Origin of the sequence: Bacillus sp. TH30 (genome assembly GCF_016650875.1) — a bacterium.
Taxonomy (GTDB): domain Bacteria; phylum Bacillota; class Bacilli; order Bacillales; family Bacillaceae_G; genus Bacillus_A; species Bacillus_A mycoides.
In genome coordinates, this window is the sequence record NZ_JAEKEY010000002.1 from 536,383 (window position 1) to 551,713 (window position 15,331).

18 protein-coding genes are annotated in these 15,331 nt (G+C 34.5%); 7 read left to right on the top strand and 11 right to left on the bottom strand.

Features of this window, described 5'->3' with window-relative positions; all coding sequences use genetic code 11:
- Positions 1-22: 22 nt before the first annotated feature.
- Complete coding sequence (locus JFU20_RS04995) at positions 23-1,021, bottom strand: DUF2628 domain-containing protein (RefSeq protein ID WP_002165935.1); 999 nt, start codon at positions 1,019-1,021, stop codon at positions 23-25.
- A 25-nt stretch (positions 1,022-1,046) separates the two neighbouring features.
- Complete coding sequence (locus tag JFU20_RS05000) at positions 1,047-1,499, bottom strand: methylated-DNA--[protein]-cysteine S-methyltransferase (protein WP_002012431.1); 453 nt, start codon at positions 1,497-1,499, stop codon at positions 1,047-1,049.
- Positions 1,500-1,632: 133 nt separating this feature from the next.
- Between JFU20_RS05000 and namA the strand changes: the two genes are divergently transcribed.
- Positions 1,633-2,670, top strand: a complete 1,038-nt coding sequence (gene namA / locus JFU20_RS05005) for an NADPH dehydrogenase NamA (RefSeq protein WP_002012430.1) — start codon at positions 1,633-1,635, stop codon at positions 2,668-2,670.
- 29 nt (positions 2,671-2,699) lie between these two features.
- On the opposite strand, the gene JFU20_RS05010 is transcribed toward namA, so the two are convergent.
- On the bottom strand, positions 2,700-3,359 hold the full coding sequence (locus tag JFU20_RS05010; protein ID WP_002031464.1) for an oxidoreductase: 660 nt from the start codon (positions 3,357-3,359) through the stop codon (positions 2,700-2,702).
- A gap of 116 nt (positions 3,360-3,475) precedes the next feature.
- On the bottom strand, positions 3,476-3,700 hold the full coding sequence (locus JFU20_RS05015; RefSeq protein ID WP_002012427.1) for a hypothetical protein: 225 nt from the start codon (positions 3,698-3,700) through the stop codon (positions 3,476-3,478).
- Positions 3,701-3,897: 197 nt separating this feature from the next.
- On the opposite strand from JFU20_RS05015, the gene JFU20_RS05020 reads away from it, so the two are divergent.
- Together JFU20_RS05020 and JFU20_RS05025 are read left to right on the top strand one after the other, a co-directional pair.
- A complete protein-coding gene (locus tag JFU20_RS05020; RefSeq protein ID WP_002012426.1) occupies positions 3,898-4,848 on the top strand; it encodes a metal ABC transporter substrate-binding protein in 951 nt (316 codons plus the stop codon).
- Between the two features lie 138 nt (positions 4,849-4,986).
- Positions 4,987-5,457 carry a GNAT family N-acetyltransferase gene (locus JFU20_RS05025; RefSeq protein ID WP_002012425.1) on the top strand — a complete coding sequence of 157 codons (471 nt, stop codon included), beginning with the start codon at positions 4,987-4,989 and terminating at the stop codon, positions 5,455-5,457.
- A 136-nt stretch (positions 5,458-5,593) separates the two neighbouring features.
- Here JFU20_RS05025 and JFU20_RS05030 read toward each other — a convergent pair whose 3' ends face one another.
- Complete coding sequence (locus JFU20_RS05030; protein WP_201038385.1) at positions 5,594-6,544, bottom strand: CobW family GTP-binding protein; 951 nt, start codon at positions 6,542-6,544, stop codon at positions 5,594-5,596.
- Between the two features lie 166 nt (positions 6,545-6,710).
- Between JFU20_RS05030 and JFU20_RS05035 the strand changes: the two genes are divergently transcribed.
- Positions 6,711-7,613: an aldo/keto reductase gene (locus JFU20_RS05035; protein WP_002141394.1), complete on the top strand. Its 903-nt coding sequence runs from the start codon at positions 6,711-6,713 to the stop codon at positions 7,611-7,613.
- A gap of 23 nt (positions 7,614-7,636) precedes the next feature.
- Here JFU20_RS05035 and JFU20_RS05040 read toward each other — a convergent pair whose 3' ends face one another.
- A complete protein-coding gene (locus JFU20_RS05040; protein ID WP_016102172.1) occupies positions 7,637-8,221 on the bottom strand; it encodes a GNAT family N-acetyltransferase in 585 nt (194 codons plus the stop codon).
- A 75-nt stretch (positions 8,222-8,296) separates the two neighbouring features.
- Positions 8,297-9,769, bottom strand: coding sequence for a flavin monoamine oxidase family protein (locus tag JFU20_RS05045; protein ID WP_201038386.1), 1,473 nt, complete (start codon positions 9,767-9,769; stop codon positions 8,297-8,299).
- A 187-nt stretch (positions 9,770-9,956) separates the two neighbouring features.
- Between JFU20_RS05045 and JFU20_RS05050 the strand changes: the two genes are divergently transcribed.
- Positions 9,957-10,148: a DUF3896 family protein gene (locus JFU20_RS05050; RefSeq protein WP_002012420.1), complete on the top strand. Its 192-nt coding sequence runs from the start codon at positions 9,957-9,959 to the stop codon at positions 10,146-10,148.
- Positions 10,149-10,252: 104 nt separating this feature from the next.
- Positions 10,253-11,254: an LLM class flavin-dependent oxidoreductase gene (locus tag JFU20_RS05055; RefSeq protein ID WP_201038387.1), complete on the top strand. Its 1,002-nt coding sequence runs from the start codon at positions 10,253-10,255 to the stop codon at positions 11,252-11,254.
- Between the two features lie 52 nt (positions 11,255-11,306).
- On the opposite strand, the gene JFU20_RS05060 is transcribed toward JFU20_RS05055, so the two are convergent.
- From JFU20_RS05060 to JFU20_RS05070, 3 genes are all read right to left on the bottom strand, one after another.
- A complete protein-coding gene (locus tag JFU20_RS05060; RefSeq protein ID WP_201038388.1) occupies positions 11,307-12,248 on the bottom strand; it encodes an alpha/beta hydrolase in 942 nt (313 codons plus the stop codon).
- Between the two features lie 219 nt (positions 12,249-12,467).
- Positions 12,468-12,965 carry a DUF3939 domain-containing protein gene (locus tag JFU20_RS05065; protein WP_201038389.1) on the bottom strand — a complete coding sequence of 166 codons (498 nt, stop codon included), beginning with the start codon at positions 12,963-12,965 and terminating at the stop codon, positions 12,468-12,470.
- A 108-nt stretch (positions 12,966-13,073) separates the two neighbouring features.
- Entirely contained in the window at positions 13,074-13,517 is a 444-nt protein-coding gene (locus JFU20_RS05070) for a Dps family protein (RefSeq protein ID WP_002012416.1), read from the bottom strand.
- Positions 13,518-13,752: 235 nt separating this feature from the next.
- Here JFU20_RS05070 and JFU20_RS05075 point away from each other — a divergent pair, with 235 nt between their 5' ends.
- On the top strand, positions 13,753-14,793 hold the full coding sequence (locus tag JFU20_RS05075; RefSeq protein WP_002031445.1) for a YkvI family membrane protein: 1,041 nt from the start codon (positions 13,753-13,755) through the stop codon (positions 14,791-14,793).
- A 34-nt stretch (positions 14,794-14,827) separates the two neighbouring features.
- Here JFU20_RS05075 and JFU20_RS05080 read toward each other — a convergent pair whose 3' ends face one another.
- Positions 14,828-15,196, bottom strand: coding sequence for a DUF3979 family protein (locus JFU20_RS05080; RefSeq protein ID WP_016094221.1), 369 nt, complete (start codon positions 15,194-15,196; stop codon positions 14,828-14,830).
- Positions 15,197-15,331: the final 135 nt, after the last annotated feature.

Consider the following 15,331-nt stretch of genomic DNA (forward strand, 5'->3'; position numbering starts at 1 on the left):
TTTATTATACAAAAAATTCTGATTATTTTAAATATTTATTTTCATAAAAAGAAAAAAAGCGGTCAGAAATTGCTTTCCCTCCGCTTTGTTGAATAGCATTTACTTGTAAGCCATCCTCTATATCAAATGGATTTTGAACTTTAAATATTTCCTCCATTATCTTCAAAAACTCTTCTTCATTTTTAGATTCACCGTTAATCGTAAGTGAATATGGTTCCACTTCTCCCAATTTATAATCAACAATAAATTGAATTGTCACCTTTTTCCTTGGCATCTCAGGACTCTCCCCCTGAAATTCTACTAATTCTAATCCTTCCGTTCCCCGATAGTATATCCATCCTGAATTTTGAAAATAATTTTCGAACGATTCACCAATTGAAAAGACTGGATATTCATAAAGCGAGCTTGTACGAACTTTTTGTATAATATCTCGATCAGTCGGAAAAAAGAAATGACTGAAAAAAATACTAGCAACTGCTAAAATAGTAACGATTGTTGCTCCCATTTTACTCGTTCCACCACTATCACGGATGAGATAATTTTCAACCGATTCATCTTTAATTCCCCGTGCTTTTATTCGATATATACGCCTTTCTGCAAATTGATAATATAATCCATTTGCAAAAATCCCCATCCCAAATAGAATGAAAATGAGTAATAAAAACGTAAGAGGCACCATATTAATGATTGGCAATGCTACGTTGAACCCCATATAATAAGAAAATGCATCACATGCTACTAATAACAGTATAAATAAAGCAGCAGGTACGTAATACTTACGATATCCAAGCCAACCTACATTAAAAATAGCAGCCAGACCATTCCAGCTCCACCTAGCAATTCGCTTATTCTCAAGCTCCCATTTTCTTTTGTAATATGGATATTGTCTCCCTACATATACTTCTAATTCTTTGTCTATTAGCGAGCTTTCTTCACCTTGTTCATTATGCAAGTTTCGTTGACAATTTGCACAATTCAGCTGATCATCAATACAAGGTCGCCCACAATTTATACATTTCAAAACAATCCCTCTTTCCATCCATACTTCATTTTAATATGCCTTCATGCTTCAATAACCACTCTTTCCTCCATAAACCACCCGCATACCCAACAAGTTTTCCACTCTTTCCTATTACACGATGGCATGGAACGATAATTGAAATTGGATTCCGGCTATTTGCCCCTCCTATCGCTCGTACAGCTTTCGTATTCCCAACCTTCTCCGCAATATCTAAATATGAAGCACTTACGCCATACGGAACAGTGTAAAGTGCATCCCATACATTCTTTTGGAATGGTGTTCCTTCAGCAGACAATGGAACTGTAAACTCTTTTCTTTTTCCTTCAAAGTATTCATCTAATTCATTTATACATTGTTCAACAAGTTCATTTTTATGTTCTTCTTTTCTATCTTCAACAAATATAACAGACGTAATTCCTTCTTCGTTCGCTGTAATTTCTAACAAACCTAATTCACTATCATAATAAGCCTGGTACATATGTCATCCTCCAATTCATTACATATTATTTATTGTAACACGAATAGACGAAATTTTTCGTATAAGCGTTTTATTAGGGAAACAAAAAAGAGGATGATACAATGTAAGAAAATTCAATCAAGGGGGATATTTGATGGAGTTTCAACTCTTTTCACCTTATACAATTAAGGACGTTACTTTAAAAAACCGTATCATTATGTCACCTATGTGCATGTATTCATCAGAAAATGAGGATGGCCAAGTAACTAATTTTCATCTCGTCCATTATGGAACCAGGGCTGCTGGCCAAGTAGGTTTAGTTATGATTGAAGCAACAGCTGTGTTACCTGAAGGACGAATTTCTAACAAAGACTTAGGCATTTGGGATGATAATCTAATTGAAGGCTTACATAAAACGACAACATTTATACATAATAACGGTGCAAAAGCAGCCATTCAACTCGCTCACGCCGGAAGAAAGGCTGAATTAGAAACAGATGCTTTCGCTCCCTCAGCAATTCCGTTTAACGATAGAATGAAAATACCAGTAGAAATGAATAAACAGCAAATTAAAGAAACTGTTTCTGCTTTTCAAAAAGCAGCTTTACGCTCTAAACGAGCGGGGGTTGACGTTATTGAATTACATGGTGCTCACGGTTATCTTATTAATGAATTTCTTTCTCCGCTTTCCAATAAGCGGATTGATGAATACGGGGGCTCACCTGAAAATCGCTATCGTTTCTTACGCGAAATCATCGATGCTGTAAATGAAGTTTGGAACGGACCGTTATTTGTTCGTATTTCAGCAAATGATTATCATCCTGACGGGTTAACGGTTCAAGATTATGTGCAGTATACAGGATGGATGAAAGAACAAGGGGTAGATTTAATCGATTGTAGTTCTGGTGCTGTTGTACCCGCACATATTGATGTGTATCCTGGTTACCAAGTACAATATGCTAAACATATTAAGGAGCATGTTGACATCGCGACTGGTGCGGTAGGATTAATTACAACCGGATCACAAGCAGAGCAAATTTTAAATAATAACGAAGCAGATTTAATTTTTATCGGACGCGAGTTACTTCGTAATCCATACTTCCCAAGAATAGCTGCCAATGAACTTGGCTTTGAATTAAAAGAACCATATCAGTACCGACGAGCACCCGGGAAAATTAAAACTAATAAATAAAACCGAGAAATTATTCTTCTCGGTTTTACTTATTTTATTTCTATAATATCGTTTGAACTATAAATATGAATACCAGATTCTTCACGTAGCGCTGTTATATACATTCCTTTCGCCACATCTTTAGCTGAAATTGGTTTATACTTTTTAAAAGCCCCTTTAAATATAAACGGAAGAATACGAGATAATTTCTCAGCCATTCTTTCCCCAAAACGATATTCTTGTCGATTTCCAACTAATAATGACGGCCTGAAAATATGTATGCCACCAATAACTAGCTTTTTCAGCTCCTCTTCCATTTTCCCCTTCACTTGCGAGTAAAAGAAAAATGATTTAGGTTTTGCTCCCATTGATGAAATAACAAGAAAATTTTGCACGCCTTGTTTTTCAGCTAAGCAGGCAGCTCGTAATGTATATTCATAATCTACTTTTTTAAAATTCGACTTCGACTTCGCTTTTTTTATCGTTGTTCCTAAGCAACTAAAAACATCATCTACTGCAAAAAATTCTTTGTATTCCTCTAATACTGAAAAATCCACCTGTTTCTGTTGCAATTTCTCATGCTGTAATTGTAATGGTTCCCTTACAAAAATAGTAACCGAATCGTAGTAATCTGAGTCAAGTAATAGTCGCGTTATTTCTTGTCCAACTAACCCACTTGCGCCAAGTACTAACGCTGTTCGCTTATTCATATATGTGTATACCTCTTTATTTACTATTCTCTCCTATAGCTAATCGTCGCTAACAGGAGTTTCCGTTCTCCCATTTTACCATAAGTAAAGCACTATGCGTATGCATAGTGCTTTACTTACTCTTTTTTCTCTTCTTTTTCTTCCGCTGGCAATTTTGTAATTGTTGTAGCATCCCCTAAATTACTTATTAGTCTTCTTAAAAAAATTAAAACAAAAGATAATGGCAAAACAACCGCAAGTATTAATAAGATAGCTTCCATGAAGTAACCCAAGCGCTCATCCCCTTTTTTCTGCTCCCTCCCAATATATGAAAGTAACATTGTCACATATGCACCAATCATAAAAATTAATACCTTTCTTTTTGACAGATTTATTACAAAATCAAATCGTAATGATTATTATTTATTGCAACTTTCATAAAGATGTATTATACTAGGTTCGCAAACTAAAACGTAATTATTCCGTTTTGTATTAAAACGATATTTTCTTCTTATATTTGGAGAAAATATAATTGTAAAAAAGAAAAGAGGAGAATTATATGCCTAAAAAATTAGCTCTATTTTCATTTATACTTATTTTCACACTCATCTTTGCTGGATGTTCTAACAACAAAGATAGTGCAGCGAAAAAAGATGGGAAACTTTCTGTTTATACAACCATTTTCCCACTCGCTGACTTTGCAAAAAAAATCGGTGGTGATTATGTAAATGTAGAAACAATTTACCCACCTGGTGCGGATTCTCATACATTTGAACCAAGTCAAAAGCAGACTGTACAAGTGGCAAAAGCCGATTTATTTGTTTATAACGGCGCAGAATTAGAACCATTTGCCGAAAAAATGGAAAAATCATTAAAAAAAGAAAACGTAAAAATTGTAAATGCATCTAAAGATATCGAACTTCGTGCTTCATCTGAAGAAGAGCAGCACGATCATGGAGACGCTCATAAAGAAGATGAACATCATCACGATAAAGACCCACACGTTTGGATAGATCCTACTCTTGCGATGAAACAAGCAGAAAAAATTAAAAATGCACTTGTAGAATTACAGCCTGAACATAAAAAAGAGTTCGAAAAAAACTTTGCAGCACTACAAACAAAATTCACTGATTTAGATGATCAATTTAAAGCAGTTGTTGCAAATGCAAAAACGAAAGAAATATTAGTTTCACACGCAGCTTACGGCTACTGGGAACAACGATACGGTTTGAAACAAATTCCAATCGCTGGAATTTCAGCATCTGATGAACCATCTCAAAAACAGCTTGCTGACATTACAAAAACAGTAAAAGAGCACGGTCTACAATATATTTTATTTGAAACATTCTCTACTCCAAAAGTAGCATCAGTTATTCAAAAAGAAACAGGTACAAAAATTTTACGCTTAAATCACCTTGCTACTATTTCTGAGGATGATGCAAAGAACAATAAAGATTACTTCACATTAATGGAAGAAAACGTAAATACTTTAAAAGAAGCAACAAACTAATCAACTATATTTTCTAGGCAGCTGAATATGTCATTCAGCTGCCTTTTTATGTATTTATCCTTGACTTGATCGAAATAACAAGTAGAATTATCCATATTAGCTTGTAAGCTATACTAATTTAGAAGGTGAGTTGGAACTATGAATCTTCACATTTGTGAAGTAACAGCAAATAATTGGCGTTCAGTTGCTGCTTTAGACGTAGCAAAAGACCAGCAGCAGTTTATTGAAAGCAATGCGTTTTCTTTAGCGGAATCATTATATGAAGAAAACGGAACGTCAGTAGGCTTATATGACAAAGAAACACTCGTTGGATACGCAATGTACGGTTGGTATTCCCAAAAACATGAAAGCGTATGGTTAGATCGTTTTATGATTGACCAACAATTTCAAGGAAAAGGATACGCAAAACGTTTCCTTCGCTTACTAATTCAATTCTTGCAACAAAAATTCGAATGTAAAATAATTTATTTAAGTTTACATCCTGACAACAAACACGCAATGGGACTATATGAGTCATTTGGCTTCCGTTTAAATGGGGATATTGATGACGAAGGTCCAGTTGTAGGCGTTGTAATGGAATTACTTATAGATGAAAATACAAGCCTGTGAAAACAGGCTTTTTATTATGCATTTATCAATGTTATGTTTTCTATTTTTAGTTTCTTTCCCTTATTACTTCATTTTTGTAATCTAGTATTATCTCATTAAAATGCTCATAAAAAATAAGCCTGCGATTTACGCAGACTTATTTCACACATTCTTCAAAATGTTCTCGGAACCATTCTTTATTAATATCTCTTCCGATGAAAACTACTTCGCTTACTCGCTCTTCGCCCTCTTGCCACTCTCTATCGTACGAAGCAGCAAATAACGTATGCACACCTTGGAAAACAATACGTTTATCTACTCCATCAATAGATAAAATTCCTTTGTAGCGATATAAATGCTCCCCTAGTTCTTGAACGACAGCTGACATCCACTCATTCAATTTTTGTAAATCTAACGGACGTTCTTCACGTAGTACAAACGATTTTACACCTTCTAGATGTTTATGTTCTGTATGAGGGTAAATTTGCAGCGTATCTTTCGTTTTAAACGTTTGAATTTGTAATAACGATGGAATATCTACCTCACAGTTAGTCGCCTCGATTAACTTTGCAGTCGGGTTAATTCCTTGAAGTTCATGCAAGAGATTTTCTTTCTCATTTTCTTCAATTAAATCTAATTTATTAACTAACACAACATCAGCAAAGGCAATTTGTTCTTTTGCTTCTAGTCCCTTTTCAAAATGTTTATGTATATGATAGCTATCTACAACTGTTACAACACCGTTAATTTGGTATGCAGATTGAATAACTGGATCTAAAAAGAAAGTTTGAATAATCGGACCTGGATTTGCAAGACCTGTTGTTTCAATTACTAATCCATCAAAGTCCATTTTCCCTTCTGCTTTCACATCCAGTAATTGTTTTAAAGCAACAAGTAAATCTTCACGCACAGTACAGCATAAACAACCGTTTGTCATTTCCATAATTTCTTCTTCAACGTTCATAATTAATTGATTATCGATACCAATTTGTCCTATTTCATTTACAATCACTGCTAATTTCTTGCCGTGATCCTCTGATAAAATTCGATTTAATAATGTCGTTTTCCCTGATCCAAGAAAACCAGTTAGTATTGTTACTGGAATCATTCCTTACATCTCCTTATAGCTATATGTTTCTACATTATAGCATATAGAGAAAAACGTTTTTGTAGCAAAACATATTTATTGTATGTACGACCCTGTAACTATATAATAATACGTAGTAAGAAAGCCTTTTCAAAAATATTATTCATTCATATAGGGGGTACTTATAGTGGAACGAGTTCAAATGGCCGAAACGCTAGAATTTTCTCGTATTATTCAAGGTTTTTGGCGTTTAGCAGAATGGAATATGCCAAAGCAAGAGTTACTTTCTTTTATTGAAGACTGTATGGATTTGGGGATTACTACTTTCGATCACGCTGATATTTATGGTGGGTATACGTGTGAAGGATTGTTTGGAGAAGCGTTACAATTAAAGCCTTCCTTACGCGAAAATATGCAAATCATCACTAAATGTGGAATCGCTCCCCCATCACCGAAATTTCCAGAACGATATGTTGCTCACTACAATACGAGTGCTGAACATATCATAAAGAGCGCGGAGGATTCATTACAAAACTTACATACAGATTATATTGATGTATTGCTCATTCATCGTCCTGATCCATTCACGGACCCAAACGAAGTGGCAGAAGCGTTCTCACGCTTAAAGCAAGAAGGAAAAGTTCGTCACTTCGGTGTTTCTAACTTTTTACCTTCTCAATTTAATATGTTAAGTTCATATTTAGATTTCCCGCTCATTACAAATCAAATTGAAGTATCTGCGATGCAAATGGAGCATTTTGAAAAAGGTACGATTGATTTATGCCAAGAAAAACGAATCAATCCAATGATTTGGTCACCTCTTGCTGGTGGAGAAATCTTTACTGGCCAATCAGAACGCGCCGTACGTGTACGTGAAACTTTACAAAAAATTGCTACTGAGCTAGGCGTTGATAGCATCGATACTGTTATGTATGCATGGTTACTTGCTCATCCAGCTAAAATGATGCCAATCGTTGGCTCTGGTAAATTAGATCGAGTAAAAACGGCTGCAATGGCAACAAAAGTTAATTTAGACCGCCAACAATGGTTTACAATTTTCGAAAGCTCTAACGGTCATCCTGTACCATAATATAAAAAAGAAGAGCTATTTTCTTACAGCTCTTCTTTTTCATATGTATTTCTCGTCATTGCAAATACACACATATCTCTTAATCCATTTTCATCTACCGCAACACTCGCACTTTCTAAAATCCCCTCTAATTTAAAACCTAATTTCTCAGGTATCGCTCTACTCTTCTTATTTAGAGAATCACAACGAATTTCTACCCGGTTTGCTTTCAGTTCAGTGAAAGCATAATCCGTTATTCCTTTTGCAGCCTCTACCATATAGCCCTTTCCACTAAACCTTGAATCAATCCAATACCCGATTTCAAATTGAGGTATATCCCAATTAATACGATGTAATCCGGCAGATGCAATAAATTCACCTGTTTCGTTCGAAAAAACTAGTAATCTCAAATCCTCACGCTGCAAAAATTGAATATGCGATTTTCTAATACTCTCTTCTATTTCTTCCTCTGTTTGCTCTTTTTGTGCAAAGACCATCCAAGGTTTTAATTCTTGTATTGAAGCTTGAATTGCGTCATATACAACTTTACCATCACCTGGTTTTGGCATTCGAATAAAAAGCCTGTCAGTATAAAATTCAGAAGGAAAATCGAATAATAACGGATTCACTGTAAACACTCCCTATAATTCTTTTATATATAATAATATCCATCTCAAGTTATATAGTAAAGAAATTTCTGAATTTTAAACTTTTTGATCATTCACTTCCATCGCTACACGAACTCCAGATTCAATCGCACCTTGAATCCATCCGTGATACAGCGTTGTATGATCACCAGCAAAATATATTCTCCCCTCAGGTTTTACAATGACTGGCTGTAATTCTGATTCTTGGCCAGCTTGAAATAGTGCAAACCCTCCAAGCGCATATGGATCTAATGTCCAACTCTTTGATATTCCAGACATGAACTCATCATATACTTGACCGCCTAATATTGTTGCTAAATTTTGTAGTGTGTAATAGATACGATCCCCCTTTGATAACCCATCCCATAACAACGCATCATAAGACCATGTATAGCTTCCTAACATCATAGCAGGCCCTTTCTCTCCGATTCCATGGCTTGGATAATACGCATAACGTATAGGAAGATCTGTTATAATTCTCCCACCTAATTGCCCTTGTTCCTCCCAAAAACGACTTTTAAATTGAATTCCTATTTTTGTAGCTGGCATATAATGCAATTCGCGAATTGTTTTCCACTTCGCATGAGATATCGAATCAAATGGATCTACTTCTACAAATCGCATTGTTGAAAAAGGAATTGTAACAATAACTAAATCCCCTGTAATACTACTATATTCAAAAGTTTCCTCGTTCCGGTAATAGGCTGTTACACTATTGGCTTGTTGATGAAGCTTCATTAATTTTTGATTATATATAATATTTTCTTCTAATTGTGGTAAAAAAGACTTTGGTAATCTATCATTCCCACCTATTATTTCGCAAAATCCGCTCTCCTCTTGCATAATATATAAAAAACGTAACGTCTCAACGAATGACCTTTCTAAAAAACCTTCTAAATCTAATAGAACACCTATCATCTCAATCGTTACTGGCGAAAAATACGTATTATATTGATAAGGATGATATTTTAAAAATTGACCTGTAGAATATTTCCCAAAATCCTTTACTACAATATCCCAATTTTTCTCTGGGTTCTTTTTTATAAAATTTATAATGGGCTGTACCGCTAACATTAATAGTTCCTCAGACGTTTTCCCAACTTCATTCATTTCCACTGGATATCTTAAAATACTTGGATCTTTTTCGTATTGTTTTAATGTCGTTTTCCGACCATTTACGTAGATAATATCTGTCTCATTCCTATTAATAAAAGGGCTCACCTGTAGCCCAAACTTTCTTATATATGCCATCGTTAATGTATGCGAATACGGAATTCTCATCGCTCCAACATCTAAATATAATCCGGTATCTTCCATCCTAACTGTCTCTATGCGGCCACCTACACGGTTGTTCGCTTCAAAAACCTTCACTTCATGCCCTGCTGCTTTTAATAAAGATGCCGAAACTAATCCAGCCATACCAGCCCCTACTACAATGATTTGTTTCGGACGTGTCGTCTTCTTCAATCCCTTATTTATAACTTTTAACGTTTCATCCATCTCATTGTTAAACATTATATCTTTCTGCACAATCCCACCCCTTACTTCATGAAATACAAATTAGTGGTTTAGTGCATTTTATTCATAAATTCACTTAAACATAACACCACCACAATTTGAAAATTCACTAACAATACATAAGGTGCAGCTCTCCCCCTTCCACATGCTTCATATGATAAACATACAGATAGTAACTGTATGGAAAGGGTGGATACACATGAAACGTACTTACGATTATCAGGCTACAAAAAAACATTTAGAATTAAAGAAACAGCAGTTATGTAAAAAACTCACTAGCGTTAAACTAACTGAAGAAGAACGCAAGCAAATACATTTAGAAATTGATAACTACGAATATATATTAAACTTAGTCGAAATGAATCATTATGAACGAGGGTTTTCTCATTAAAAGCGGATAAAAAATTATTCACTTTTCCTTTTGAGCATTTCATTACGCATTTTTCGTAAGTAAATATATAATAGGATGTACATTAAGATTGAGAGGTATATTCTATGATTAAATTAAGTGTATTAGACCAATCACCTATTTCAGATGGTAGCACAGCAGCCCAAGCTATTTCACATACAGTTACGCTTGCACAAGAAGTTGAGAAACTCGGATTCACACGTTTTTGGGTATCCGAGCACCATAATTCAGTTAGCTTAGCTGGTTCAAGTCCAGAAATACTCATTTCACATATTGCCGCGAAAACTGACCGTATTAGAGTTGGTTCTGGTGGTGTTATGCTGCCACATTATAGTCCATATAAAGTTGCCGAGAATTTCCGCGTTTTAGAAGCACTTTATAAGGGCCGCATCGACCTTGGTGTCGGGAGAGCGCCTGGTGGTATGCCGATAGCAACTCGCGCACTTCAAGAAGGTAAAATGGTCTCACTTGATCAATATCCAGAACAAATTGCAGATGTTGCTATGTACTTACATGATCAAGTACCAGAAAACCATCATTATGCAAACTTAAAGGCTACTCCAATTATCCCAACATCTCCTGAAATGTGGATGCTCGGTTCTAGCGGAGAAAGTGCAATGATTGCCGCAAAGCAAGGCGCTTCTTTTGCATTTGCACAGTTCATTAACGGATACGGTGGCCCTGAAGTAATGAAGGCCTACCAAGAACAATTCCAACCTTCCTATTTAGGTGATAAACCAAAATCAATCGTATCTATTTTTGTTATTTGCGGAGAAACAAATGAAGAAGCGGAGAAGATTGCATCAAGCCTTGATTTATCGATTTTACTATTAGAACAAGGAAAACGGACTACTGGTACTCCTTCTATTGAAACTGCTCAAAATTATTCGTATAGTGCTTATGATCTATTCCGCATAAAAGAAAATCGTCAACGTATGATTGTCGGTGATCCGTCTTCTGTGAAAGAAAAAATATTAAACTTAAGCAAAGCGTATAATACTGACGAATTTATGATTGTCACGATTACTCATCAATTTGAACATAAATTAAACTCTTATCGCCTATTGGCAGATGCTTTTAATTTATAATAACGAAAAGGAGATGCATCACATATGATGCATCTCCTTTTCTTACTACCAATCAATTGTTTTTGCTTCCTATATATTCAATAGCTTCTTTTAATAACTCATCAAAATTATGAGGATAATCATGATTTAAGTTAGGCACAACTTTATACTTATGTTCTATATTTTTATCCTTTAATAACGTTACAAATTGCTGTGTACCTTCAAAACAATCTTCATCTTGATCCCCACATATTATATATCCTTTTATGCTTTTATCATGCAATATTCCAATCATCTCTTCCCATTCTTCCATTTCCGGAAGCCACGGTGCCACAAAAATAAAACCGTTCACTTCTATTTCACCTTGTAACATGGAATGTAACGCTACTCTTGCCCCAGCAGAAAAGCCACCAATAATAATATTCTCAAATGGTTTATTCACTTTAATCTTATTGTAATGTCCTTTTAACTCTTCTCTTCCTCTTTCGATATTATCCCAAACATATCCATCTGAAAATTGAATTTGGGAAGATTGAGGCAATGCTAGCATAAAACCTTGTTCCATTACAGAGTTCCAATATGGTTCTATTATTTGTATATTTTCTTGATCCCCATGCAGTGTTATTAGTAGATTTTCAGTTTGTTTGCTGTATTTATATTTCACGTCTGCTTGTTCCGATTTCTTTGCTAATTCTTCTCTTTCTTTACATAATTGAACCATTCTATGAAACTCTTCAAATTTATGTAGTGGTTTTAAATCATCATCGGAAATTAAATACTCACTTCCGTACCAAAATCCATTTTCTATAATTGCTTTCTTCATTAAATGCAACGCTTCTTCTTCAAGTCCTGCTGCACTTGCTAATGCATATTTAAAATTATATATTTGTGCTTCATTACCTATTACATCTTTAGCATTATTCATTATATAAGAATACGCTTCAAAACTTCCTTTATTTGCATAACAATGTAACGTTTCATTTAATAACTTAATATAAGTCATATTATTTTCCATATAGGAATTCCCCCGTAACCTTTTATAATAATTGCTTCTCCAATCTTCCTATCATTCTAGGGTCACGGTATAAATGGTTAAATTCTACAATTCAACTTAACAATACCTGATTCTCAGAATGATATTTAATAGTTAATGTATGTATACGCATAATACACCACTCCTTCCTATCCACTAGTTGTAGTATAAAGTTAAATAAACTGAAAAATCAATATTTTATTAAAAAAAGACAACAATAATATTATTGTTGTTCTCATAACGTCTGCCCACTATTCTTTTTTTCTTATCTGGTTTACTTGAAACTAAATAATGCTTTTCTGAAATATATAAGTTTCTTTTTAATATACGATTTAAATATGGTCCTAGCTTCACTCCGCATATGAGGCGATCTTCGCTATCTTCAACAATTGGGAACATTTCTTTTTCTGTTACATATTGATCTACGGCCTTTTGTACGATATCAATTTCTTTAACTAGGTTTAAATTTTCTTCTGTATGTTCAAATACTTCAAGCGTTTCCTTCGTTATCAGAAAAAAATTTGTTGGAAATGCAGGTAAATATGGCTTTAACAAATCATAATTTACTGTGTAATCATCATTTACTAAAACTGTATAAACGATATTAGCATTCGTTTCTAGAAACTTCGCCATCGCTTGTTCTAATTCATCTTTCGTAATTTCCCTATCTTCTTTTCCAGTTCTGAAAAAGCGAAACATTGTATCGCCTCCTTTTTACTATATTATAGCATAAAAGAAAACTGAAAAATTATAAAAAACTCTATTGAAAGAATTTTTCAATAGAGTTTTTCTTTAATCCATTTATGTTTATTTTAAGAATGCACTTAACATCCATACATGTTGTTCTAATGTCGTATGAATTGCTAATAGCATATCAGCCGATGTTTCATCATCAGCTTCATCAGCTACTTCCATACCTTCTTTTAATTCTTGAATAAGTGCAGAAAAATCGTTTACTAAAATTTGCACCATTTCTTCTGCAGACTCTTTGCTTGTCCCTTCGATTACAGTTGAAGTTGCTAAATACTCTTTCATTGTCGCTAACGGTTTTCCTTCTAACGCTAAAATACGCTCTGCTAACTCATCAATGTATGTTCCTGCTTCATTATAAAACTCTTCAAATTTCTCATGTAATGTAAAGAAGTGCGGTCCTGTCACATACCAATGATAATTATGCAGTTTGACATATAATACATTCCAGTTTGCTACCTGCTTGTTTAATACTTCAACAACATTCGTTTTCGTACTCATACAATCCACTCCTCTTATCATGTTACTATCTTTTAATGACCTAACTTCATTTTACCATACATTCCCTATTCTTTTGAATGAACAGCTTATATGTAACAAAGTTTTAACAACCTTAATATTTCCCTAATATCATATAATTCATGTATCCTTTCAACTACTTCATATGTCTAATTGTCCAAGCTCACACATATGCATAATAGTAAGTCAAGCTCATCATAGAAGAAAGAGGGATAACATGGACAATCAACAATGGCAAGTAGCAAAGAAAGTCGCTGCTACTTATATCGGAACGGTCGTTGGAGCTGGATTTGCTACTGGGCGAGAAATTGTCGAATTTTTTACAGTTAACGGATTGTACGGAACCATTGGCATATGTATAAGTGGATTTTTTTTTATTTGGCTCGGTACAAAAATGATGTTACTTTCATCACAAATCGGGGCATTTTCAGCGCAAGAATTTAATAAATATTTATTTGGGGATGTATTTGGAAATGTCGTAAATACTTTATTATTACTCGTATTATTTGGCGTAACTAGCGTTATGTTATCAGGAGCCGGGGCAGTATTTGAAGAACAACTTCGTCTCCCGAGACAACTTGGCATTTTCATCACAGTCATCGCCTGCCTCATTATTGGGAGCCGGGGATTACAAGGTGTTTTTGAAGTGAATACACTTGTCGTACCTATTATGATGATTTTCATTATCGGACTTGCTATTACAACCTTTATTCATGGTACAACTCCTATTATTGACACCGTTCCTACAGAAAGTTGGAATATGAAATGGATTACTAGCCCTATTACATATGTTGCATTAAATCTGTCTCTCGCCCAAAGTGTTCTCGTCCCATTGGCCAGTGAAGTAAAAGATCGAAAAGCTATTTTATGGGGTGGTATTTTAGGCGGCGCGGGGCTTTGCTTTATTTTATTATGTAGCCATCTAGCAATATTATCCGTTGAACAATTTTATCAATATAACATCCCAATGGCTGAAGTTGTAAGAAGGTTTAATGCAACTTTCCATTTTTTCTTTGTTCTTATCATTTTTGGTGAAGTATTCACCACATTAGTTGGGAATATATTCGGAATGACAAAACAAATGCAATCCATTACCGGATGGAAAAGTAATAACATTATTTACTTCATATTACTAATTAGTTATTGCTTTAGTTTCATCGGATATAGTGAATTACTTCATATTCTATACCCTATTATCGGTTGGGTGAGCATCATTTTACTACCGATTATTGCCTTTAAACAACTTCAAAAAACATGAAAAAACATCCGTGTATACGGATGTTTTTTCATGTTCATTCACAGTCTTCACATACTTCCCAGTACGGCCCCATTTCTACTGCAAGGTATGGCTTTAATTGCAAACGAATCATTCGACTTGGCATGCGTTCTAATACGAATTGAATGCCTTCTTCCTCTTCATCTAACTCAACTTTTGAAATAGCAATTCTTTGCATAGTAGTAATGGGGCTTCCATCTTTATATAAAGTGATTTTCACCTCATCATACTCATTAAAATACAATTCAACATTCATTTGCTTTTTTAACATTTCATCAACAATTTCATATTTATCATTTTGTTCCTGGATTATATATTTCCAGCCGCCTCTATCCAATTCTATCGGAGCAGCTTGGAATAATGTCATCAAATCCTCGTATAGCATAAGATAACCCCTCTCTTACTAAAAAACGATGAGTATTTTATATACCCTTTATCTCTATCACTATCCATGTTTATTGTACCATATATCACAAATCTTACCGCATTCATTTGCTTTATAAACACATACAAAACATAT

Excerpts from the sequence above, each read along its gene's own strand:
- JFU20_RS05000 (WP_002012431.1), bottom strand. The coding sequence starts at position 1,499 with ATGTACCAGGCTTATTATGATAGTGAATTAGGTTTGTTAGAAATTACA.
- namA (WP_002012430.1), top strand. The coding sequence starts at position 1,633 with ATGGAGTTTCAACTCTTTTCACCTTATACAATTAAGGACGTTACTTTA.
- JFU20_RS05010 (WP_002031464.1), bottom strand. The coding sequence starts at position 3,359 with ATGAATAAGCGAACAGCGTTAGTACTTGGCGCAAGTGGGTTAGTTGGA.
- JFU20_RS05015 (WP_002012427.1), bottom strand. The coding sequence starts at position 3,700 with ATGATTGGTGCATATGTGACAATGTTACTTTCATATATTGGGAGGGAG.
- JFU20_RS05020 (WP_002012426.1), top strand. The coding sequence starts at position 3,898 with ATGCCTAAAAAATTAGCTCTATTTTCATTTATACTTATTTTCACACTC.
- JFU20_RS05025 (WP_002012425.1), top strand. The coding sequence starts at position 4,987 with ATGAATCTTCACATTTGTGAAGTAACAGCAAATAATTGGCGTTCAGTT.
- JFU20_RS05030 (WP_201038385.1), bottom strand. The coding sequence starts at position 6,544 with ATGATTCCAGTAACAATACTAACTGGTTTTCTTGGATCAGGGAAAACG.
- JFU20_RS05050 (WP_002012420.1), top strand. The coding sequence starts at position 9,957 with ATGAAACGTACTTACGATTATCAGGCTACAAAAAAACATTTAGAATTA.
- JFU20_RS05055 (WP_201038387.1), top strand. The coding sequence starts at position 10,253 with ATGATTAAATTAAGTGTATTAGACCAATCACCTATTTCAGATGGTAGC.
- JFU20_RS05060 (WP_201038388.1), bottom strand. The coding sequence starts at position 12,248 with ATGGAAAATAATATGACTTATATTAAGTTATTAAATGAAACGTTACAT.
- JFU20_RS05065 (WP_201038389.1), bottom strand. The coding sequence starts at position 12,965 with ATGTTTCGCTTTTTCAGAACTGGAAAAGAAGATAGGGAAATTACGAAA.
- JFU20_RS05070 (WP_002012416.1), bottom strand. The coding sequence starts at position 13,517 with ATGAGTACGAAAACGAATGTTGTTGAAGTATTAAACAAGCAGGTAGCA.
- JFU20_RS05075 (WP_002031445.1), top strand. The coding sequence starts at position 13,753 with ATGGACAATCAACAATGGCAAGTAGCAAAGAAAGTCGCTGCTACTTAT.
- JFU20_RS05080 (WP_016094221.1), bottom strand. The coding sequence starts at position 15,196 with ATGCTATACGAGGATTTGATGACATTATTCCAAGCTGCTCCGATAGAA.